Source organism: Variovorax sp. 770b2 (genome assembly GCF_900115685.1).
Classification (GTDB): Bacteria; Pseudomonadota; Gammaproteobacteria; order Burkholderiales; family Burkholderiaceae_C; genus Variovorax.
The window spans coordinates 124,030-145,788 of record NZ_FOXJ01000007.1; the positions used below are offsets into that span (position 1 = coordinate 124,030).

At 68.4% G+C, this 21,759-nt stretch carries 20 protein-coding genes; 16 read left to right on the top strand and 4 right to left on the bottom strand.

Annotated features, from left to right (window positions below; all coding sequences use genetic code 11):
- Positions 1 to 7 precede the first annotated feature (7 nt).
- Positions 8 to 388, top strand: coding sequence for a cupin domain-containing protein (locus BM133_RS28385; RefSeq protein WP_093441539.1), 381 nt, complete (start codon positions 8 to 10; stop codon positions 386 to 388).
- Here BM133_RS28385 and BM133_RS28390 read toward each other — a convergent pair.
- The 3 genes from BM133_RS28390 to BM133_RS28400 are packed head-to-tail and all read right to left on the bottom strand — an operon-like array spanning position 385 to position 3,661.
- Positions 385 to 900 carry an ureidoglycolate lyase gene (locus BM133_RS28390; protein ID WP_093441542.1) on the bottom strand — a complete coding sequence of 172 codons (516 nt, stop codon included), beginning with the start codon at positions 898 to 900 and terminating at the stop codon, positions 385 to 387. The genes BM133_RS28385 and BM133_RS28390 overlap by 4 nt on opposite strands.
- Complete coding sequence (locus BM133_RS28395; RefSeq protein ID WP_093441544.1) at positions 897 to 2,375, bottom strand: UdgX family uracil-DNA binding protein; 1,479 nt, start codon at positions 2,373 to 2,375, stop codon at positions 897 to 899. Before BM133_RS28395 ends, BM133_RS28390 begins: the two co-directional genes overlap by 4 nt.
- A gap of 23 nt (positions 2,376 to 2,398) precedes the next feature.
- Entirely contained in the window at positions 2,399 to 3,661 is a 1,263-nt protein-coding gene (locus BM133_RS28400; RefSeq protein ID WP_093441547.1) for a putative DNA modification/repair radical SAM protein, read from the bottom strand.
- Between the two features lie 121 nt (positions 3,662 to 3,782).
- On the opposite strand from BM133_RS28400, the gene BM133_RS28405 reads away from it, so the two are divergent.
- Genes BM133_RS28405 through BM133_RS28415 form a run of 3 tightly spaced genes read left to right on the top strand, consistent with a single transcriptional unit; the run spans position 3,783 to position 4,995 of the window.
- Positions 3,783 to 4,133: a Rieske (2Fe-2S) protein gene (locus BM133_RS28405; protein ID WP_093441549.1), complete on the top strand. Its 351-nt coding sequence runs from the start codon at positions 3,783 to 3,785 to the stop codon at positions 4,131 to 4,133.
- Positions 4,134 to 4,156: 23 nt separating this feature from the next.
- Positions 4,157 to 4,711, top strand: coding sequence for a YbhB/YbcL family Raf kinase inhibitor-like protein (locus tag BM133_RS28410; RefSeq protein ID WP_093441552.1), 555 nt, complete (start codon positions 4,157 to 4,159; stop codon positions 4,709 to 4,711).
- A gap of 53 nt (positions 4,712 to 4,764) precedes the next feature.
- Positions 4,765 to 4,995, top strand: a complete 231-nt coding sequence (locus BM133_RS28415; RefSeq protein WP_093441554.1) for a hypothetical protein — start codon at positions 4,765 to 4,767, stop codon at positions 4,993 to 4,995.
- Here BM133_RS28415 and BM133_RS28420 read toward each other — a convergent pair.
- The gene (locus tag BM133_RS28420) at positions 4,980 to 5,900 is read right to left on the bottom strand and encodes a LysR family transcriptional regulator (RefSeq protein WP_093441557.1); all 921 of its coding nucleotides are present in this window, start codon (positions 5,898 to 5,900) and stop codon (positions 4,980 to 4,982) included. The two genes, BM133_RS28415 and BM133_RS28420, sit on opposite strands and share 16 nt — an antisense overlap.
- Positions 5,901 to 6,057: 157 nt before the next feature.
- Here BM133_RS28420 and BM133_RS28425 point away from each other — a divergent pair, with 157 nt between their 5' ends.
- The 12 genes from BM133_RS28425 (at position 6,058) to BM133_RS28480 (ending at position 20,807) form a co-directional block, all read left to right on the top strand.
- Positions 6,058 to 8,190: a 3-hydroxyacyl-CoA dehydrogenase NAD-binding domain-containing protein gene (locus BM133_RS28425; protein ID WP_093441559.1), complete on the top strand. Its 2,133-nt coding sequence runs from the start codon at positions 6,058 to 6,060 to the stop codon at positions 8,188 to 8,190.
- 72 nt (positions 8,191 to 8,262) lie between these two features.
- Positions 8,263 to 9,453: an acetyl-CoA C-acyltransferase gene (locus BM133_RS28430; protein WP_093441562.1), complete on the top strand. Its 1,191-nt coding sequence runs from the start codon at positions 8,263 to 8,265 to the stop codon at positions 9,451 to 9,453.
- 67 nt (positions 9,454 to 9,520) lie between these two features.
- Complete coding sequence (locus tag BM133_RS28435; protein ID WP_093441564.1) at positions 9,521 to 10,729, top strand: acyl-CoA dehydrogenase family protein; 1,209 nt, start codon at positions 9,521 to 9,523, stop codon at positions 10,727 to 10,729.
- 10 nt (positions 10,730 to 10,739) lie between these two features.
- Positions 10,740 to 11,882 (top strand): acyl-CoA dehydrogenase family protein, encoded by a 1,143-nt coding sequence (locus BM133_RS28440; protein WP_093441567.1) that lies wholly within the window; start codon positions 10,740 to 10,742, stop codon positions 11,880 to 11,882.
- The gene (locus tag BM133_RS28445; protein WP_093441569.1) at positions 11,879 to 12,691 is read left to right on the top strand and encodes an oxepin-CoA hydrolase, alternative type; all 813 of its coding nucleotides are present in this window, start codon (positions 11,879 to 11,881) and stop codon (positions 12,689 to 12,691) included. The genes BM133_RS28440 and BM133_RS28445 overlap by 4 nt, the downstream gene beginning before the upstream one ends.
- Before the next feature lie 82 nt (positions 12,692 to 12,773).
- On the top strand, positions 12,774 to 13,982 hold the full coding sequence (locus BM133_RS28450; protein WP_093441572.1) for a CaiB/BaiF CoA transferase family protein: 1,209 nt from the start codon (positions 12,774 to 12,776) through the stop codon (positions 13,980 to 13,982).
- Positions 13,983 to 14,045: 63 nt separating this feature from the next.
- Positions 14,046 to 15,044, top strand: coding sequence for a Bug family tripartite tricarboxylate transporter substrate binding protein (locus BM133_RS28455; RefSeq protein WP_093441574.1), 999 nt, complete (start codon positions 14,046 to 14,048; stop codon positions 15,042 to 15,044).
- Between the two features lie 49 nt (positions 15,045 to 15,093).
- Positions 15,094 to 17,049: an acyl-CoA synthetase gene (locus tag BM133_RS28460; RefSeq protein WP_093441576.1), complete on the top strand. Its 1,956-nt coding sequence runs from the start codon at positions 15,094 to 15,096 to the stop codon at positions 17,047 to 17,049.
- Between the two features lie 46 nt (positions 17,050 to 17,095).
- Complete coding sequence (locus BM133_RS28465) at positions 17,096 to 18,094, top strand: Bug family tripartite tricarboxylate transporter substrate binding protein (protein WP_093441578.1); 999 nt, start codon at positions 17,096 to 17,098, stop codon at positions 18,092 to 18,094.
- A gap of 43 nt (positions 18,095 to 18,137) precedes the next feature.
- Positions 18,138 to 18,887, top strand: coding sequence for an electron transfer flavoprotein subunit beta/FixA family protein (locus BM133_RS28470; RefSeq protein ID WP_093433965.1), 750 nt, complete (start codon positions 18,138 to 18,140; stop codon positions 18,885 to 18,887).
- Positions 18,888 to 18,889: 2 nt separating this feature from the next.
- Positions 18,890 to 19,831, top strand: coding sequence for an electron transfer flavoprotein subunit alpha/FixB family protein (locus BM133_RS28475; protein ID WP_093441581.1), 942 nt, complete (start codon positions 18,890 to 18,892; stop codon positions 19,829 to 19,831).
- Between the two features lie 4 nt (positions 19,832 to 19,835).
- A complete protein-coding gene (locus BM133_RS28480; RefSeq protein ID WP_093441583.1) occupies positions 19,836 to 20,807 on the top strand; it encodes an NAD(P)H-dependent flavin oxidoreductase in 972 nt (323 codons plus the stop codon).
- Positions 20,808 to 21,759 lie beyond the last annotated feature (952 nt).

Genomic DNA, 21,759 nt, shown 5'->3' on the forward strand with positions numbered 1-21,759 from the left:
GAGCCCCATGTCCAACGACAGCCAGGTCACCACCCCCAGGGAAATCGCCGCTTCGCTCACCGAGTTCTGGTCGCCGCGCGTCGTCGCCGAAGTCGACGACGCCTACATCAAGGTCGCCAAGGTCCACGGCTCGCTCGCCTGGCACAGCCATGACGACGAGGACGAGCTCTTCATGGTGCTCAAGGGGCACCTGCGCATCGAGATGGAAGCCGGCCCCGTCGAGCTCGGCGAGGGCGAGATGTTCGTCGTGCCCAAGGGCGTGCGGCACAACCCGGTCGCCGACGAGGAATGCCACCTCATGCTCATCGAGCGCAAGACCACGCTGCACACCGGCAGCACCGTCACCGAGAAGACGCGCTCGCTGGCGGACCAGTTGCGCCCGGTCTAGGCCGTCGCGACGCGGGCCGCGACCTGCAGCTCGCAGACATCGCAATCGACAGCGCCCGCAGCCCGCTCGATCACCACGAAGTCGCCCGCATCGACCGCCAGCAGCGCGTGGTGCCAGGTGCCGGGCGCGAGCGCCACGCCTTGATGGCCATCCGTGACGAAGGCCGCGAGGTGATCGGCCGAAGCAGGCGCATCGCCAGCCCGCGCCACCACGATCACGAAGCGCCGCTCGCCCAGCGGCACGAAGGCCTGGCTGCCCAGCGCATGCCGTTCCATCTGCGTGACCTCGTGCGGAAAGTGCCGCGCCTGCGCGCGGAACAGCGCGAGCATCGGCCGGCCGCCATCGGCATCGAGCTGCAGATCGCCCAGCAGGTCGAAGCGCCGCGCGTTGCCGCCGTTGATCGGCCGGCCTTCGCCGGCAGGCGCCTCGATCACGGTGCCGTAGGGCGCGAAGGCCGTGGACGTGAGCGGTTGCGCAATGCGCAGCGTGGCGGCGGGTGATTCGTCGTTCATGCCGCGATTGCAGCAGAAACCGTGCCGCGCGCGCGTTCGAGGTCGTCCAGCCAGCGGGCATAGGCCTCCGCGCGTTCGCCGTCCGCCAGCCGCAGCAGCGCGGACGGATGCAGGGTCACGAACACGGGCCTTCCGTCGCGGCGCTCGTGCAGCCACGCGCCGCGCTCGGCCTGCACCGCCACCGGCCGGCCCAGCAACGCGCGCGCCGCCGTGGCGCCGAGCGCCACCAGCCCCTGCGGCCTCACGAGCGATATCTCGCTGTCGAGCCAGTGCGCGCAGGCGTCGGCCTCGCGCTGCGCCGCGGTCTTGTGGATGCGCCGCTTGCCGCGCAGCTCGTACTTGAAGTGCTTCACGGCGTTGGCCAGGTACACGGTGTCGCGCGCCCAGCCCAGTTGCGCCATCGCGCGGTCGAGCAGCTGGCCGGCCGGGCCGACGAAGGGACGGCCGGCCAGGTCTTCCTGGTCGCCGGGCTGCTCGCCGACGAGCATGTGCTGCGCCGCCAGCGGGCCTTCGCCGCAGACGGCCTGCGTGGCGAGCGCGCCGATGGGGCAAGCGCGGCAGGCGTGCGCGGCGGCGCGCAGCTCGGCCAGGTCGGCGGGCGCCGTGCCATCGGCCGGCCGCAAGTGCAATGCAATGGGCGCGCGGATGCGGCGTGCCACCGTCGGCGGCGCATCGATCATCGACTGGCTGCGCGCCTGGGCCGCGTCCGTGAGCGGCTGGATCAGCGCGGCCTCGGGCAGGTTGTGCCAGTAGCGGCGCGGCATCTCGCGCCGCATCATCGCGACCTTCAGGCGCGCGGGATTGAAGATGTGCTCGTAGTAGGTGAGCCAGAGCTGCTCGCCGGCATCGGGCGGCGGTTTCTCGCGGCGGTCGGCGCCCTCGCCGAAGGCCAGCGCCTGGCCGTTCCACTCGACGCAGCGCTCGGGCGTGAGGATGGCCCAGCGCATCTGCGCGAAGCGGCGTGCGAAGAAGGGCGCATTGGCCTCCACGATGTGGTGGTCGGGCTCGAACCACGCGACGTGGTGCTCGAGCCCGTCATCGCCCGCCACGCGGGTGAAACGCACGAAGGCGCGCATCTTGTGGATGTCGCGGTGCACGGCCTTGGCCATCTGCTGGGCCTGCAGCATGTCGGCGTCCAGCGGATCGTGCCGCAGCGCGGGCTCGTGCGCGAGCCGCCAGAGCAGGCGGTACAGGAGCGCGAAGCGTTGCGGATCGCGGTGCAGGACGACGTCGCCGCACAGCGCGACGAAGGACGCGGGCACGGCATGCCGCGCGGCTGCGACGGGCGCTGCGGATGGCGCGGCGTCGCCCGCTTCGCCCGATTCGCCCGATTCACCGAAAAGATCGGCTGCGCCCCCGCCCGCCCGCTCCCCGTTCCATTCGACGCGGTCCGGCGGCACGCCCGCCGCCAGCAACTGCCGCGCGTGGCGGCGGAAGGCGTCCAGATCGACCGGGTCATCGAGCCGCACGTGCATGACCTTCTCCCTTCGGCCCTTGCTCAGAACAGCGCGGCCTGCACCGCTCGCGGCGGCTGCGCGGCGGGCGCGGACGACGCCATGGCGCCGGCCGCGGGCCGGTGCCCGTCCGCCACCACGAACGGCAGCACCTTGCGCGCGGGCACGTGCAGCCGCCGCAGGTCGTCCGCGCGCACCCGGCGCACGCGCCGCGCCTGCAGCAGCCGCTCGACGGCCTTCACGCCGAGCCCCGGCACGCGCAGCAGCATCTCGCGCGGCGCGTGGTTCAGGTCGACCGGAAAGCGCTCGGCGTGCGCGAGCGCCCAGGCGAGCTTGGGATCGACATCGAGCCGCAGCAGGCCGTCGGGCGCGGCCACGATCTCCTGGTGCTCGAAGCCGTAGAAGCGCATGAGCCAGTCGGCCTGGTAGAGCCGGTGCTCGCGCATCAGCGGCGGCGCGACCAGCGGCAGCGCGCGGGCCGCATCGGGGATGGGGCTGAAGGCCGAGTAGTAGACGCGCTTCAACTTGTAGGCGCCGTAGAGCGTGGCGCTGGAGGCGAGGACGTGCCGGTCGTCGGTGGCGTCGGCGCCCACGATCATCTGCGTGCTCTGGCCCGCGGGCGCGAAGGGCGGCGGCTTCGCGGCGGTGGGCGCGGCGCCGGGCAGCGCGCGGATCGGCACCACGCGGCGCGCCTCCTCGCGCGTGTCGTCGATGCGAAGGCGCAGCCGCGCCATCGAGCGGCGGATCGCGCTCTCGTCCTTCTCGGGCGCCAGCGCCTGCAGGCCCTCGGTGGTGGGCATCTCGACGTTGATGCTGAGCCGGTCGGCGTAGCGGCCGGCGCGCGCGATGAGCTCGTCGCTGGCGTCGGGAATGGTCTTCAGGTGGATGTAGCCGCGAAAGTCGTGGTCTTCGCGCAGCTGGCGCGCCACCTCGACCACCTGCTCCATCGTGTGGTCGGGCGACTTGATGATGCCGCTGGAGAGAAAGAGGCCCTCGATGCAATTGCGGCGGTAGAAGTCGAGCGTGAGCTGCACCACTTCTTCGACGCGAAAACGCGCGCGCGGCACGTTGCTCGATGCGCGGTTCACGCAGTAGAGGCAGTCGTACTGGCAGTGGTTGGTGAGCAGCACCTTCAAGAGCGAGATGCAGCGGCCATCGGGCGCGTAGCTGTGGCAGATGCCGGCGCCCTCGGTCGAGCCGATGCCGCGCCCGCCGAGCGAGTCGCGCGGCTGCGAGCCGCTGGACGCGCACGAGGCGTCGTACTTGGCGGCGTCCGCGAGGATGGCGAGTTTGCGCTGGAGGTCCACGGGTTCGGGTTGGAAAATACTGTATGAATATACAGCTTTCAAATACCCATGTCGGAAGAAAGCGCAGGCTGGTCGCGCTGCATTGCGCGGTGCCCGGCCCTTGGGCTACGCTCCGCGGCAGATGACGTCTCCCGCCCTCAGCGACACCGCAGCCCCCCGCCTGATTTCCCCGAGCCTCGCCGACGGCGGCCTGGCAGCCACGTTCATGACGCCCGACGGCGCGCCCGCCTTCGCGGTGCGATGGAGCGGCGGCGTGTACGGCTATCTCAACCAATGCCCGCATGCGGGCGGCCCGCTCGATTTCGAAGGCCAGGTCCTCGAAAGCTCCGGCCGCTTCCTGATGTGCGCGCGGCACGGCGCGATCTTCGAGCCGGACACCGGAAAGTGCGTCGGCGGCCCCTGCCGCGGCGCGCGGCTCACATCGCTCGCGGTCCGCGAAGAAGCGGACGGCAGCGTATGGCTCACCGATTGACAACAACCACCCCTGGAAAACACATGCGCACCCTCTCCCTTTCGACCCTCGCCGTCGCAGCCCTCGTCTCCGGCTGCGGCGCCATGGCCCCTGCCACCGGCGGCAAGGCGCCTACCGGCATGAAGGTCACCTCGACCGCCTTCGCCGACAACACCGTCATCCCGGCCGAACACGCCGGCGTGGGCGACTGCGGCGGCAAGAACGTCTCGATGCCGGTGGCCTGGACCCAATTGCCCGTCAACGCGAAATCGGTCGCCGTGCTGCTGTCGGACCCGGACGGCGCGCTGGGCCTGGGCGTCTCGCACTGGGTGGCCTACAACATCCCGGCCGAGCGCGGCCAGCTCAAGGCGAACGAGACGGGCGGCTTCACCGTGGGCACGAACGTGGCGGGCGCGACGGCCTACCGCGGCATGTGCCCGCCGGTGGGCGACCATCCGCACCACTACGTGCTGACCGTGGTCGCTTCCGACCTGGCACCGGGCGCGCTGCCGGCCGCGCTCACGCGCGATGCGCTGCTCGCGGCGCTCAAAGGCCATGCGCTGGGCGGGCAAAGCGTGGTCGGGCTCTACAGCCGCTAAAGTCGCAGGCTCCTTCTTCCTTCCTCTACCGTGCGCAGCGATGCGCATCTCCGATGCGCCCCTCGCCCGCCCTCCTCGCTCTTCTTTCCGCCACGCTCGTCATTGCAGGCTGCGCCTCGTCCAGGCCCTCGCCGCGCGTGAGCTTCCTCGGCGATGGCGTCTTCAAGTCGCCCACCGCGCGGGACGCCGAAGCCTATTGCCGCAACTTCGGCGCGCCGCTGCGCTACCTCGACCCGAAGGGCGTGCGCGAGCCGGTGGGCGAAGTCACCTACCGCTGCGACTGATCGACCGGTTCCGCGGCGGGCGCACGCACCCGCTCCAGGATGAAGTCGATGAAGGTGCGGATCGCCCGCGTGTGCTGCCGGTTGGGCATGTAGAGCATGAACATCTGCGTGCCGAAGATGGAGAGGCGCCAGTCGTCCAGCGTGGTCAGCACGTCGCCGCGGCGCACGTCTTCCTGCACCACGTAGTCGGGCACGAGGCCGATGCCCAGGCCCGCGAGGATGGCCTGGCGCAGGAACAGGAAGTTTTCCGAGATCAGCGTCGGCTCCAGGATCACCTCGCGCCGGGTTTCCCCTTGGTAGGCCGACACGCGCAGCTGCCGGCCGATGACGGCGGCGGTGACCACGGGCGCGCCCTGCAGTTCGTCCAGTTGCACGGGCAGCGGATGTTTTTTTGCATAGTCGCGTGAGGCGCACGCCACGTAGCGCACCGGCCCCAGGTCGCGCGCCACCAGGTTCTGCGGCGGCTCGGGGATCACGCGCACCGCGATGTCGACCTCGTCGCGCAGCAAGTCTTCGATGCGGTTCTCGAACACCACGTCCAGCACGATGCCGGGGTACTGGCGCTTGAAGTCGATGAGCCAGTCGGCCATCACCAGCTGCCCGTAGCCGCTGGGCACGCTCAACCGCACGCGGCCCTGCAGGCCCTCGCCCAGCGCGGTGACCGATTCGCGCGCGGCCAGCAATTCGGTCTGGATGGCCACGCCGTGTTGGTAGAGCCTCAAGCCGATTTCGGTCGGCTCGGCGCGCCGCGTGGTGCGCCGCACGAGCTGCGCGCCGACCGAGCGCTCCAGCTGGTTCAGGTGGTAGCTGACGTTGGCGCGGCTCATCTTGAGCCGGCGGGCGGCGGCGCTCAGGTTGCCGGCGTCCAGGATTTCCACCAGCAGGGTGAGCGATTGAAGGTCCATTTGACGATTGTGTCAAAAATTCTTTGACAGTCTGTCAACCGTCTATGCAATTGTCAAAGCGGCGGTGCGGGCCAAGAATGCGGGGTTCACCCCCAGAGCCTCGGGTCCCTCGCCTTGCATCCGCATTCGAGGGCCCGCCAACGCAAGAGACAAGCACATGGCCACCACCACCCCGAGCACCACCACGTCTTCCGGTCCCGTCACCTTCCAGCGTCTTGGCGACGTGTTCGTGGTGACCATCGACAACCCGCCCGTCAACGCCCTGGGCGTGGATGTGCGCCGCGGCCTCGTGGCTGCCATCGACGCGGCGGAGGCCGACGGCGCGGCCAAGGCGGTGCTGATCGTCGGCGCGGGCCGCAACTTCATCGCGGGCGCGGACATCCGCGAATTCGGCAAGACACCACAGCCGCCGTCGCTGCCCGAGGTGTGCCTTGCGATCGAGAACTGCACGAAGCCGGTGGTCGCCGCCATTCACGGCGCGGCGCTCGGCGGCGGACTCGAAGTGGCGCTCTCGGCGCACTACCGCCTCGCCTCGCCCACCGCCAAGCTGGGGCTGCCCGAAGTGGCGCTCGGTCTCCTGCCCGGCTCGGGCGGCACGCAGCGCGCGCCGCGCCTCATCGGCGTGAAGCCCGCGCTCGAGCTGATGCTCAGCGGCCGCCATGCGGGCGCGAAGGAAGCGCTGTCGCTCGGCCTTATCGACCGCCTGGGCACCGATGCCGACGCGCGCGCCGAAGGCCTCGCCTACGCGCAGGAACTCATCGCCGCCAAGGCCCCGGTGCGCCGCACGCGCGAAGCCACCGGCCTCGCCGACAAGGACGCCAGCCGCGCCGCCCTCGAAGCCGCGCGCGCCGACACCGTCAAGAAAAGCCGCGGCCTCTTCTCGCCCATGAAGATCATCGAAGCCGTCGAGGGCGCGCTCACGCTGCCCTTCGACGAAGGCATGGCGCTGGAGCGCAAGCTCTTCATGCAGTGCATCGACAGCCCGCAGCGCGCGGGCCTCATCCACGCCTTCTTCGCCGAACGTGAAGTGCTCAAGGCGCCCGAGACCCGCTCCGCCAGTCCGCGCAAGCTCGAATCGGCCGGCATCGTCGGCGGCGGCACCATGGGCGCGGGAATCGCGGTGGCGATGCTCGATGCGGGCCTGCCCGTGACCATGATCGAGCGCGACGAGCCCAGCCTCGCGCGCGGCCGCCAGCATGTGGAGAAGGTGTACGACGGCCTCATCGCCAAGGGCCGCATGACGCCCGAGGCCAAGGCCGCCGTCATGGCGCGCTTCAGCGGCTCCACGTCGTATGACGCGCTGGCCAGCGTCGACATCGTGGTCGAGGCGGTATTCGAAGAGATGGGCGTGAAGAAGGCCGTGTTCGCCGAACTCGACCGCGTGTGCAAGAGCGGCGCGGTGCTCGCCACCAACACCTCGTACCTGGACATCGACGAGATCGCCGCCAGCATCTCGCGCCCGCAGGACGTGGTGGGCCTGCACTTCTTCTCGCCGGCCAACATCATGAAGCTGCTGGAGATCGTGGTGCCCGCCAAGGTGAACGCCGACGTGGTGGCCACCGGCTTCGAGCTCGCGAAGAAATTGAAGAAGGTGCCCGTGCGCGCCGGCGTGTGCGACGGCTTCATCGGCAACCGCATCCTCGCGGTGTACCGCCAGGCGGCCGACCACATGATGGAAGACGGCGCCTCGCCCTACCAGATCGACGAAGCCGTGCGCGCGTTCGGCTACCCGATGGGGCCGTTCCAGGTGTCGGACCTCGCGGGCGGCGACATCGGCTGGGCCACGCGCAAGCGCAAGGCCGCCACGCGCGACCCGCAGGCGCGCTACGTGCAGATCGCCGACCGCATCTGCGAGCGCGGCTGGTTCGGCCAGAAGACGCAGCGCGGCTACTACCTGTACCCCGAGGGCGCGCGCACCGGCTCGCCCGACCCGGCGGTGCTGGCCATCATCGATGCCGAGCGCGAGCGCGCGGGCATCGTGCGGCGCAGCTTCACGAACGAGGAAATCATCCGCCGCTACATGGCCGCGATGGTCAACGAGGGCGCCAACGTCGTGCTCCAGCGCATCGCGCTGCGCCCGCTGGACGTGGACGTGACCTTCCTCTACGGCTACGGCTTCCCGCGCCACCGCGGCGGCCCGATGAAGTACGCCGACACCGTGGGCCTGCCCAAGGTGCTGGCCGACATCCGCGAGTTCGCCAAGGAAGACCCGATCTTCTGGAAGCCGTCGCCGCTTTTGGTCGAGCTGGTCGAACGCGGCGCTGATTTCTCGAGCCTCAACCAAAACTGAAACCTTGCGGGACAGATCAAGAAACTGCGCAGCAGTTTTTGCTCTGTCCTCAACCAATTAAGGAGATATCTCATGCGCGAAGCCGTCATCGTTTCCACCGCCCGCACCCCGCTCACCAAGGCGCACCGCGGCGAATTCAACATCACCCCCGGCGCCACGCTGGCGTCATTCGCAGTGAAGGCCGCAGTCGAGCGCTCGGGGCTGGACCCTGCGCTCATCGAGGACGCGATCCTCGGCTGCGGCTACCCCGAGGGCACCACGGGCCGCAACATCGCGCGCCAGGCCATCATCCGTTCGGGCCTGCCGATCAGCATTGCCGGCACCACGGTGAACCGCTTCTGCGCCTCGGGCCTGCAAGCCATTGCCATGGCCGCGGGCCGCATCGTGGTGGATGGCGCGCCGGCCATGATCGCGGGCGGCGTCGAAAGCATCTCGCAGATTCGTGGCCGCAGCCCCGGTGATGGCGGCGACCTCAGCCTGGACCCGTGGATCGTCCAGCACAAGCCCGACCTCTACATGGCGATGATCGACACCGCCGACATCGTGGCCAAGCGCTACGGCATCAGCCGCGAGGCGCAGGACCGCTTCTCCGCCGAGAGCCAGCGCAGGACCGAAGAAGCGCAACTGGCCGGCCGCTACAAGGACGAGATCGTCGCCTGCACCACCACGATGGCCGTGACCGACAAGGAGACCAAGGAGGTCACCTACCGCGAAGTCACCGCCACCGAGGACAACTGCAACCGCCGCGGCACCACCTACGAGGCGCTCGCCAAGCTCAAGCCGGTGATGGGCGAGGACAAGTTCGTGACCGCGGGCAACGCCTCGCAGCTCTCGGACGGTGCCTCGGCCTGCGTGCTGATGGAAGCCAGGGACGCCGAGCGCGCCAACATCCAACCGCTGGGCACGTTCCGCGGCCTCGCGCTGGCCGGCTGCGAGCCCGACGAGATGGGCATCGGCCCCGTGTTCGCGGTGCCCAAGCTGCTTGCGCGCCACGGCCTCAAGGTCGAGGACATCGGCCTCTGGGAACTCAACGAAGCCTTCGCCTCGCAGTCGATCTACTGCCAGGACAAACTGGGCATCCCATCGGAACTGCTCAACGTGAACGGCGGCGCGATCTCCATCGGCCACCCCTTCGGCATGACCGGCGCACGCCTCACGGGCCATGTGCTCATCGAGGGCAAGCGTCGCGGCGCGAAGTACGCGGTGGTCACGATGTGCATCGCCGGCGGCATGGGCGCGGCCGGTCTCTTCGAAATTTTCTGAAACCTTGCGGGACAGACCAAGAAATTGCGCAGCAATTTTTGCTCTGTCCTCAACTGATTGGAGTGCTATGGACCTGAACTTCACCCCCGAAGAAGAAGCCTTCCGCGCGGAAGTGCGCGCCTTCCTCGCCGACAAGCTGCCTCTGCGCCTTTCGGCCAAGGTCGGCGGCGGCAAGATCCTGACGAAGGCCGACATGCAGGAATGGCACGCCATCCTGAACGCGCGCGGCTGGCTCGCCAACCACTGGCCCGAGCAGTACGGCGGCCCGGGCTGGACGGCGGTGGAGAAGTTCATCTTCGAACACGAATGCGCGCTGGCCTTCGCGCCGCGCATCGTGCCCTTCGGCGTGAACATGCTGGGGCCGGTGATGATCAAGTACGGCAACGAGGCGCAGAAGCAGCGCTGGCTGCCGCGCATCCTCGACGGCTCGGACTGGTGGTGCCAGGGCTATTCGGAACCCGGCGCGGGCTCCGACCTCGCAGCGGTGAAGACCTCGGCCGTGCGCGGCATCGATGCCAAGGGCGACCACTACATCGTGAATGGCCAGAAGACCTGGACCACGCTGGGCCAGCACGCCAACATGATCTTCTGCCTGGTGCGCACCAACCGCGAGGCGAAGAAGCAGGAGGGCATCAGCTTTCTCCTGATCGACATGACCTCGCCCGGCGTGGAAGTGCGCCCGATCATCACGCTCGACGGCGAGCATGAAGTGAACGAAGTGTTCTTCTCGGACGTGCGCGTGCCGGCCGAGAACCTCGTGGGCGAGGAGAACAAGGGCTGGACCTGCGCCAAGTACCTGCTGACCTACGAGCGCACCAACATCGCGGGCGTGGGCTTCTCGGTGGCCGCGCTCGAACAGCTCAAGGGCATTGCCGCGAAGCAGGTGAAGAAGGGCAAGCCACTTGCCGACGACCCGTCGTTTGCAGCACGCCTGGCGCGGGTCGAGATCGACCTGGAGAACATGAAGACGACGAACCTGCGCGTGATCGCGGCCGTGGCCGGCGGCGGCGTGCCGGGTGCGGAGAGTTCGATGCTGAAGATTCGTGGCACGGAGATCCGCCAGGAGATCTCGTCTCTGGCGCGCCGCGCGATGGGCGTCTACGGCCGCCCCTTCGTTGCGGAAGCGCTGCAGGACGGCTACGAAGGCGAGACCTTCGGCCCGGCCTACGCGAAGGCAGCCGCCGCGCGCTACTTCAACAACCGCAAGCTGTCGATCTTCGGCGGCTCCAACGAAATCCAGAAGAACATCATCTCCAAGATGATCCTGGGCCTCTAAAGGAAACGCCATGAACTTCGAACACACCGAAGACCGGCGCATGCTCGCCGACAGCCTGAACCGCTTCATCGCCGAGCAGTACGCCTTCGATGCGCGCGATCGCATCGCGAAGTCGGCGCACGGATTCAGCAAGGAAATCTTCCAGCAGTTCGCCGAGCTCGGCGTGATCGGCGCGCTGTTCAGCGAAGCCGATGGCGGCTTCGGCGGCGGCGGCTTCGACATCGCCGTGGTCTTCGAGGCGCTGGGCCGTGGCCTCGTGGTCGAGCCGCTGCTGGGCGCGGTGATGGTCGGCGAGGCGCTCGTTGCCACGGGCAGCGATGCGCAGAAGGAAAAACTCGGCGACCTCATCAACGGCGTCACCGTCGCGGCCTTCGCGCACGACGAGGCTGACTCGCATTACGAACGCACGCGCGTGGCAACCCGCGCCGAACGCAGCGGCGATGGGTGGGTGCTGAACGGCGCCAAGGCCGCCGTGCCGCAAGGCGAGCAGGCCGACCTGTTCCTGGTCTCGGCCCGCACCTCGGGCAACGTGGACGACGAAGCCGGCATCTCGCTGTTCCTCGTGCCCGCGAAGACCGCCGGCCTCACGGTGCGCGGTTGCCCCGCCATCGACGGCGGCCGTGTCGCCGAGCTCGCGCTCGACGGCGTGAAGCTCGGCGCCGATGCATTGCTCGGCGCCGAAGGCCAGGGCACCGCGACGCTGGAGCGCGCCATCGGCCGCGGCGTGCTCGCCCTGTGCGCCGAAGCCGTCGGCGCGATGGAAGCCGCCAAGACCGCGACGCTGGAGTACCTGCGCACGCGCAAGCAGTTCGGCATCCTCATCGGCAGCTTCCAGGCGCTGCAGCACCGCATGGCTGACCTGCTGCTCGAAATCGAACAGGCCCGCTCGGCCGTCATCAACGCCGCGGCCGCCATCGACGGCACGGACCGCGTGGCGCGCGAGCGCGCGCTGTCGGCCGCCAAGTTCAGCATCGGCCGCATCGGTGCGCTGGTGGCCGAAGAAAGCATCCAGATGCACGGCGGCATCGGCATGACGTGGGAGCTGCCGCTGCCGCACTACGCCAAGCGGCTCGTGATGATCGACCACCAGCTCGGCGACGAAGACCATCACCTGCAGCGCTACATCGCGCTCGGCAAGGAGTTGGCCGCATGACGGACAAGACGGTTCTGATCTCGCAGCAGGGCGCGGTCCGCATCCTGACCAACAGCAACCCCGGCGCACGCAACGCGATCACGCCGACGCTGTATGCCGAACTGTCGGCCGCGCTCGCCGATGCGCAGAACGATCCCGAAGTGGGCGCCATCGTCTTCACCGGCGCCGGCGATTTCTTCTGCTCCGGCGGCGACTTGAACCTGCTGGCCAAGCGCCGCGAACTGCCCGCTTCGGAGCGCCGCGAAAAGCTCGAAGGCCTGCACGACCTGATCCGCGCGATCCGCGATTGCGGCAAGCCCGTCATCGCGGCCGTCGAAGGCGGTGCGGCGGGTGCGGGCCTCTCGATGGCGCTGGCCTGCGACATGCTGGTGTCGGCGCGCGATGCGTTCTACACGGTGGCCTACGTCAAGGTCGGCCTCACGCCGGATGGCGGCGCCACGGCGTTCCTCGCGGAATTCGTCTCGCGCCAGGTGCTCACCGAGATGTGCCTCACCGGCGACCGCATGCCGGCCGAGCGCCTGCACGCGCTGGGCGCCGTCAATCGGCTGACCGACAAGGGCGCGGCGCTGGCCGAAGCCATCGCGCTTGCAGCCAAGGTGGCCGACGGTCCGCAACGCGCGAGCGCGCGCATCAAGACGCTGTGCCGCCAGGCGCACCGCGCCACGCTCGAAGCGCAGATCGAAGCCGAGGCGGTGTACATGGTCGAATCGCAGGCCGACGCCGAAGCGGCCGAAGGCATCGGCGCGTTCCTCGGCAAGCGCCGCGCCGACTTCGTCGCGCTGCGCCGCAAGAAGCAGGACGCGCCCTGACGCCGCCCGCACAACCCCGCTTTCCTGCCTCGCACGCCGGTCACGCCGCGCGAGGCTTTCTCGTTTCCAGGGAGTTGCCTTCATGCCACTGCTGAATTCCTCGCTGCCGCTGGCCGGCGTGCGCGTCCTCGATCTGTCCCGCATCCTCGCGGGCCCCTGGTGCGGCATGGTGCTGGCCGACATGGGCGCCGAGGTGATCAAGGTCGAGCACCCGGGCCGCGGCGACGACACGCGCGATTGGGGCCTGCGTGTCGGCAAGACCGAGACGGCCTACTTCAACAGCGTGAACCGCAACAAGCGCTCGGTCACGCTGGACCTGCAGACGCCCGAAGGCCAGCAGATCGCGCGCGATCTTGCCAAGCAGTGCGACGTGGTGATCCAGAACTTCAAGTTCGGCGGCATCGACAAGCTGGGCCTGGGCTACGAACAGCTGAGCAAGGAGCAGCCCGGCCTCATCTACTGTTCGATCTCGGGCTACGACCGCACCGGCCCCGAAGCCGCGCGTCCGGGCTACGACCTCGTGGTGCAGGGCGAAGCCGGCCTCATGGCGCTCAACGGCGAAGCCAACCAGCCGCCGCTGAAGTTCGGCGTGGCGGCCGTGGACCTGTTCACCGGCATGTACTCGGCGCAGGCCATCCTCGCCGCGCTCTACCAGCGCGAGAAGACGGGCAAGGGCCGGCACGTGGAGATGGCGCTCTTCGACTGCGGCCTGATGATCACCGCCTACTACGGCCTCGAGGCGCTCCTGATGGGCGAAGACCCGCCGCGCTACGGCAACTCGCATCCGTCGATCGTGCCCTACGGCGTGTTCGATGCGGCCGATGGCCCGCTGGTCATCACCGTGGGCAACAACGCGCAGTTCGCGCGCTTCTGCACCGAGGTGATCGAGCGGCCCGACCTCGCGGCCGACGAGCGCTTCAAGACGAACATCCTGCGTTCGGCGAACCGCGCGGTGCTGCTGCCCGAACTGCACGCCGAACTCGCGAAGCGCCAGCGCGCCGACCTGCTCGCCAGGCTCACTGCCTCGGGCATTCCGTGCGGCGAAGTGCTGGGCCTGCTCGAAGCGCTGCAGTCGAAGCGCGCGACCGATGCGGGCCTGGTGACCACGCAGCCGCACCCGGTCGCCGGCACGGTCAACGTGCTCGCGCCGCCCTACCGTTTCGATGGCGAGCGCCTGCCGGTGCGCAGCGCGCCGCCCACCCTGGGCGAAGGCACGCACGACGTGCTGCAGTCCCTGCTCGGCATGTCGGACGACAAGCTGGCCGCGCTGAAATCGAGTGGCGTCGTCTGAAGAAGACGCCTGTGCATTCCTGATCTCCCTGATTCCCTGATTCCCTGAAGTAGCAAGAAGTCCATGGCCTCCCTCGTTTCCCGTTCCCTTCGCAACCCTCTTCGCCGTGCACTCGTCGCCCTGGCCCTTCCCCTTGTCACCGGCGCTGCCTTCGCGCAAGCCTGGCCCGCCAAGCCGATCACGCTGATCGTGCCCTTCCCGCCCGGCGGCCCGACCGACGTGGCCTCGCGCATCGTGGCGCAGAAGATGTCGATTGCGCTCAAGCAGAACATCCTGGTGGACAACCGCAGCGGCGCCTCGGGCACCGTGGGCGCGGCCGCCGCGGCACGTGCCGCACCGGACGGCTACACCTTCGTGATGCTGGCCACGCCCACCCTCCTGGCCTCGCACCTGTACGGCCCGACCGGCTACGACATCTTCAAGAACTTCACGCCCGTGGGCAGCGTGTACGACCTGCCGATCGTGCTGGTGGTGAACCCCAGGTCGCTGCCCGACGTCAACACCCTGCAGGGCCTGATCGCCAAGGCCAAGGCCGAGGGCGGCAAGCTCAACTACACGACGGCCGGCGCCGGCAGCTTCGGCCACCTGACGACCGAGCAACTCAAGACCATCGGCAAGTTCGACATGCAGCACGTGCCCTACCGCGGCAGCGCGCCGGCCGTGACCGACCTCATCGGCGGCCAGGTGCCCGCGATGTTCTCGGACCTCGTGGGCGTGCTGCCGCACATCCGCGCGGGCAAGCTGCGCGCCATCGCCGTCGGCTCGGGCCAGCGCGTGAGCCTGCTGCCCGACGTGAAGACGGTGGCCGAGCAGGGCTTTCCCGGTTTCGATGCGACCTCGTGGGGCGGCCTGCTGGCGCCGGCCGGCACGCCCAAGGACGTGATCGACCGCATGAGCGCCGAGCTGAAGACCGCGCTGGCCGACAAGCAGGTGCAGGAAAAGCTCGAGAGCGTCGGCTCGTTCGCGGCCTACCGCACGCCCGAGAAAACCGGCGAACGCATGCGCCAGGACTTCGAACGCTGGGGCAAGGTCATTCGCGACAACAAGATCACGAACCAGTAGAACTGCGGCACGCGGCACGCCGCCGGCAAGACGACATCAAGGAGACGACATGACAACGGGCAACGACAAGAACAACCACACGGGAACGGCCGCCGCGCCGTTCCGCCCCCTGTTCCCGGTGCGCGGCCTCGCCGACATCCGGCGGCTGGAAGAAACGCCGCTGGAAGAAGCGCTCACGGTGCGCAGCACCTACGAGATCTTCCGCAACTCCGGCGCGGCCTTTGGCGACAAGACGGCGCTGACCTTCCTGCGCAGCGGCAATCCGGCCGATGCGCCGATCCGCTGGTCGTATGCCCAGTTGCTCGCCGGCATTCACCAGACCGCGAACCTGCTGCACACGCTGGGCGTGGGGCCCCAAGACGCGGTGGCGGTGCTGCTGCCCGGCTGCCTCGAATACCACCTCGCGCTCTGGGGCGGCGAGGCGGCCGGCATCGTGCAGCCGCTCAACCCGCTGCTGACCGACGAGAAGCTGGTCGCGCTGATGACCGCGGCGCGCGCGAAGGTGCTGATCGCCTACGGCTCGGACGCCGAATCGGGCATGTGGTCGAAGGCGATGCGCCTGCGCGGGCAGGTCCCCACGCTCACCACCGTGCTGCGCGTGGCGCCGCACGACGAAGCGCCGGGCGCGGCGGGTGCATTGCCCGAAGGCGTGGCCGAGTTCGATGTGCTGCGCGCCGCGCAAGCGAGCGACCGCCTCCTGAGCGGCCGCGACATCGCGCCCACCGACATCGCCGCCTACTTCCACACCGGGGGCACCACCGGCGCGCCCAAGCTCGCGCGCCACAGCCATGGCGCGCAGGTGTTCACCGCCTGGGCCAGCGTGCAGCTGGCGGGCATGAACGAACACGGCATCTCGATCAACGGCTATCCGCTGTTCCATGTGGCGGGCGTGCTGCCGGCCTCGCTCTCGTCGCTGTCGGCGGGCGTGGAGGTGATCATTCCGACGCCCTCGCTGCTGCGGAACAAGGAGGTGCTGGCCAACTACTGGAAGCTGGTCGCCAGGTACCGGCCGACCTCGCTCTCGGCCGTGCCCACGGTGCTCGCGGCGCTCGCGAACGTGCCGCTGAACGGCGCGGACATCTCTTCGATCACCTACTGCCGCACCGGCGCCGCCGTGCTCGCACCCGAGCTGGCCGCGCGCTTCGAGCGCCTGTTCGGCCTGCATGTGCACGAGAGCCTGGGCATGACGGAGATGGCCGGTATCTCGACCATCACGCCGCCCGGAGTGAACGGGCCGGCCGGCTGCGTGGGCTTTCGCCTGCCGTACTCGCAGATCCGCATCGTCGCGCTCGACGAGAGCGGCAACGCGAGCGACCGCGACGTGCCGCCCGGCGCTCAGGGCATGGTGCTCTTCAAGTCGCCCAATGTGTTCTCGGGTTTCGTCGATCCGGCGGACAACGCCAAGGCGTTCACGGCCGATGGCTGGCTCGCCACCGGCGACCTGGGCTGGATGGACGGCGAGGAGCGGCTGAACCTCACCGGCCGCTCGAAGGACCTGATCATCCGCAGCGGCCACAACATCGACCCGAAGACCATCGAGGACGCACTGGGCGCGCACCCTGCGGTGCAGCTGTGCGCAGCCGTCGGCGCGCCCGATGCCTACGCGGGCGAGCTGCCCGTGATCTTCGCGACGCTGGTGCCCGGCGCCTCGGCCACCGAAGAAGAGCTGCTGGCCTTCACCTCCGCACGCGTGGATGAAGCGCCCGCCAGGCCCAAGTGGGTGTCGGTGATCGGCGCGATGCCGATGACCAACGTCGGAAAGATCTACAAGCCCGATCTGCGCGCAATGGCTGCGCGGCAGGTGGTGGCCGCGACGGTTGCAGAGGTGTGCGTCGAACTCGGTGCCAGCGGTGCCGCACAACCTGTGGTGACCACCGAAGGCGAAAGCCTCGTGCATGTGCAGATCGATGCCGCCGCAGCAGGCGCGCTGGCCGCACCGCTGCAGGAGCGCCTGCAGAAGGCGCTGGCGCCGCTGCCTTTCAAGACGCGCATCGCGCTGAAGTGAATCGCCGCTTCGAGATTTTCTGAAACCACAAGGGAGACACAAGACCATGACCCATCAACCATTCCATCGCCGCGCCTTGCTGTGCGCCGCCGCATCGACTGCCGCGCTGTTCGCGCTGGCACCGGCCCACGCGCAAGCGCCCTATCCGAACAAGCCGATCCGCATGGTCGTGCCCTTCCAGGCCGGTGGCGCGACCGACGTGCTCGCGCGCGTGCTGGGCCAGAAGATGTCGGCCGGCTTCGGCCAGCCTGTCGTCATCGACAACAAGCCGGGTGCCGCCGGCATCATCGGCACCGATGCGGTCGCCAAGTCGGCACCCGATGGCTACACGCTCGTCTTCTCGCTCAGCAACGCGCTGCTGACCAACGAGTTCCTCTACGAGAAGCTGCCCTACGACACGCAGCGCGACCTCACGCTGGTCTACCAGGTGGCGATGGGACCGCTGGTGCTGGTGGTGCATCCGAGCGTGCCGGTGAAGACCGCGCCGGAACTCTTGAAGTACGTTGCCGCGAACAAGGGCAAGGTCGCCTACGGCTCCTACGGCGTGGGTGCGTACCCGCACCTGGCCGGCGCGCACATGAGCCTCACGCAGCAGGCCGACATGAACCACGTCGCCTACAAGGGCGAGGCGCCGATGATGCAGGACCTGATCGGCGGCCAGATCCAGATGGCCTATGCGAGCGCGCTGGTGGCCAAGCCGCACATCGACGCGGGCAAGGTGCGGGCCATCGGTGTGAGCGGCGAGCGCCGCATGGCCGCGCTGCCCAACGTGCCGACGATGGCCGAGCAGGGCTTGAAGGACGAGGCCTATCGCGTGACCGGCTGGCTCGCCTTCGCAGTGCCCGCCAGGACGCCCAAGCCCATCGTGGACCGCATCGCCGAAGAGGTGCGCAAGGCCACGCAGCAGCCCGACGTGCGCGAGCGCGTGGCGGCCATGGGCTTCGAGCTGAAGGACAGCTCGCCCGAACTCTTTGCCGCCGCCTGGAAGCAGGAGCGGCCGGTGTGGGAGCGGCTCATCAAGCAATCGGGCGCGAAGCTCGAGTAACCCATTTCATCGATTCATTCATTCGCCATTCGAAGGAGCAACCATGAAGGTTCTTGTACCTGTCAAACGGGTCGTCGATTACAACGTGAAGGTGCGCGTGAAGAGCGACGGCACCGGGGTGGACATTGCCAACGTCAAGATGAGCATGAACCCCTTCGACGAGATCGCTGTCGAAGAGGCGGTGCGCCTGAAAGAGAAGGGCGTGGTCACCGAAGTGATCGCTGTCTCCTGCGGCGATGCCAAGTGCCAGGAAACCCTGCGCACCGCGATGGCCATCGGCGCCGACCGCGGCATCCTGGTGGAGACCACCGAAGAGCTGCAGCCGCTGGCGGTGGCCAAGCTGCTGAAGGCGCTGGTCGACAAGGAACAACCCCAACTGATCATCCTCGGCAAGCAAGCCATCGACGATGACGCCAATCAAACGGGCCAGATGCTGGCTGCCTTGGCCGATCTGCCGCAAGCCACCTTCGCCTCCAAGGTCGACTTGGCCGCCGACAAGGTCACCGTGGCACGCGAAGTCGACGGCGGCATGGAAACGCTGACCCTCACGCTGCCCGCCGTCATCACCACCGACCTGCGCCTGAACGAGCCGCGCTACGTGACGCTGCCCAACATCATGAAGGCCAAGAAGAAGCAGCTGGACATCTTCAAGCCCGAAGACCTGGGTGTGGACGTCAAGCCCCGCCTGAAGACCCTGAAGGTCAGCGAGCCGCCCAAGCGCGGTGCCGGCATCAAGGTGCCTGACGTTGCAACGCTGGTGGACAAACTGAAGAACGAAGCGAAGGTGATCTGAACATGACCGCACTTGTATCCCTCGTCGTGGCCGAACACGACCACGCCAGCATCAAGCCGGCCACCCTCAACACCGTGACCGCAGCGATCGCTTGCGGTGGCGAAGTGCATGTGCTGGTGGCTGGCGCGAATGCCGCAGAAGCAGCCAAGGCAGCCGCCCAGATTGCAGGCGTCACCAAGGTCATCGCGGCCGACAGCCCGAGCCTGGCCGAGAACCTCGCCGAGAACGTGGCCGCTCAGGTCCTGGCGATTGCCAGCAACTACAGCCACATCCTGTTCCCCTCGACCGCCAACGGCAAGAACGTCGCCCCGCGCGTGGCCGCCAAGCTGGACGTGGCGCAGATCAGCGACATCACCAAGGTGGACAGCCCCGACACCTTCGAGCGCCCGATCTACGCCGGCAACGCGATCGCCACCGTGCAGAGCAGCGACGCCACCAAGGTGATCACGGTGCGCACGACCGGCTTCGATGCAGCCGCAGCCACCGGTGGCAACGCCACCGTCGAAACCGCTGAAGGCGTGGCAGACAGCGGCAAGAGCAGCTTCGTGGGCCGTGAAGTCACGAAGAGCGAACGCCCTGAGCTGACCGCCGCCAAGATCATCGTCTCGGGCGGCCGTGCCTTGGGCAGTGCCGAGAAGTTCACCGAAGTGATGGCGCCGCTGGCCGACAAGCTCAACGCGGGCCTGGGCGCCAGCCGCGCAGCGGTCGACGCGGGCTACGCCCCCAACGACTGGCAAGTGGGCCAGACCGGCAAGATCGTCGCGCCGCAGCTGTACATCGCAGCGGGCATCTCGGGAGCGATCCAGCATCTGGCCGGCATGAAGGACTCCAAGGTGATCGTGGCGATCAACAAGGACGAAGAAGCGCCCATCTTCAGCGTGGCCGACTACGGCCTGGTGGCCGACCTGTTCGTGGCCGTGCCGGAACTCGTCAAGGCGCTGTGAGCCGATGAAGACCCGCATCACCGAGCTGCTCGGCATCCGCTATCCCATCATCCAGGGCGGTATGCAGTGGGTGGGCCGCGCCGAGCTGGCCGCGGCCGTGTCGAACGCCGGCGGCCTGGGCATCGTGACGGCGCTCACGCAGCCCACGCCCGACGACCTGCGCCATGAAATCGCGCGCACCCGCACGCTGACCGACAAGCCCTTCGGCGTGAACCTCACGATCCTGCCGGCGGTGAAGCCGCCGCCCTATGCCGAGTACGTGCAGGCCATCATCGACAGCGGCATCAAGATCGTGGAGACCGCGGGCAACAGCCCGAAGGACTTCATCGAGGCGTTGAAGCGCCACGACGTGAAGATCGTGCACAAGTGCACCTCGGTGCGCCACGCGCTCTCGGCGGAGCGCAACGGCGTCGATGCGGTTTCGGTCGATGGCTTCGAATGCGCGGGCCATCCGGGCGAAGACGACGTGCCCGGCCTCGTGCTGCTGCCCATCGCGGCGCGCAAGCTGCGCATTCCGATCATCGCCTCGGGCGGCATCGCCGACGGGCGCGGCATGGCGGCGGCGCTCGCACTGGGCGCCGAGGGCGTGAACATGGGGACGCGCTTCTGCGTGACGCAGGAGGCGCCGATCCATCCGAACATCAAAGAGGCGCTGGTCAATGCGACCGAACGCGACACCAAGCTGATGTTCCGCACCATGCGCAATACCGCGCGGGTGTTCCGCAACGCGATCTCCGAAGAGGTGGTCGCCACCGAGAACCGACCCGGCGGCTGCGAATTCGAAGAGGTGCGCCCGCTGGTGGCCGGCGCGCGCGGCCGCGCGGCGCTGGAGTCGGGCGAGGTGCAGAACGGCGTGGTCTCGGCCGGCCAGTGCATCGGGCTGATCGACGACATTCCGACCTGCGCGGAGCTGATCGAGCGCATGGTGCGCGAATGCCGCGAGCACTTGGAGCGGGCGCGCGGCTGGATGGGCTGAGTCTTTCTGCTCGCATCCGGGGGGCGCTCAGGCCGACGGGGCACCTTGCTCCGCGAATGCCCTCCGGCCTTCGGCCTCCTCCTTTATTTCGCTGCGCAAGGCACCCCATCGGCCTGAGCGTTCAGCGCAGTTGCGCACTGGGACGCATGGCCCCTGAGGCGCGCGCGGCGCATTGCGGAAGCTGCATTTGTTGGCGATTGCCGAGACTTCGTGCGGCATGGAACGGCTACTGCGCCGGGCTCTTCTCTAAAGTGGATGCCCCTGTCACTCGATATCCCACCAAGGGAAGAAGAAAGGCGCAACACACCCACCACCCAGATGTTTGAAGGCTGCTTGCCTCGCGGCAGGTTGTCGGTGCGAAAGCAGCGATGCAAATGCGAGGCATCAAAAGGCGACGGCCGAGGCGTTATCAGCACCCCGACCGTCTAACCAAAGAAGTGCACTTACCTCTAAAGGACCGCACAAAAATGGCTACCAAGACTATAGCCCGGCCTCGCACGCCGGTAGCTTCCGAAGACAACGCCCAAGACCCGGCGGATCGTCTCGAAAACACCCTCTCGCAACTCGAAGCTCTCCTGTGGATCTGCCACGGTGAAGAGATCAACTGGTGCAGCGGTGACGGGCCTCGACAACTGGACAACCTGCTCTGGCTTGCGGCTGACCTTGCTCGCAAGGCTGGGGAGCTGTTTCAGTTGAGCGAGAAGGCGCGACGTGGAGCGCCTGAGACTGGCGGTTAGCGGCTGGTCTGCGGGCTGCGGTTTCGCGGCCCGCCTGCAGAGGCGGAGGCAAACTACTACCGGCAACTCGCCAGTCAGGCCATAGTGGTGATGGGCTGACTTGGGCCAAGCAGCCTCCAGGAAATCCCGGGCGGTTCACTCCTTCTCACTCAGACCCGGAGATAGCACTGCTTGACAAAACGCGGTCATGTTTATGCTACTTGGACGATTCGCCC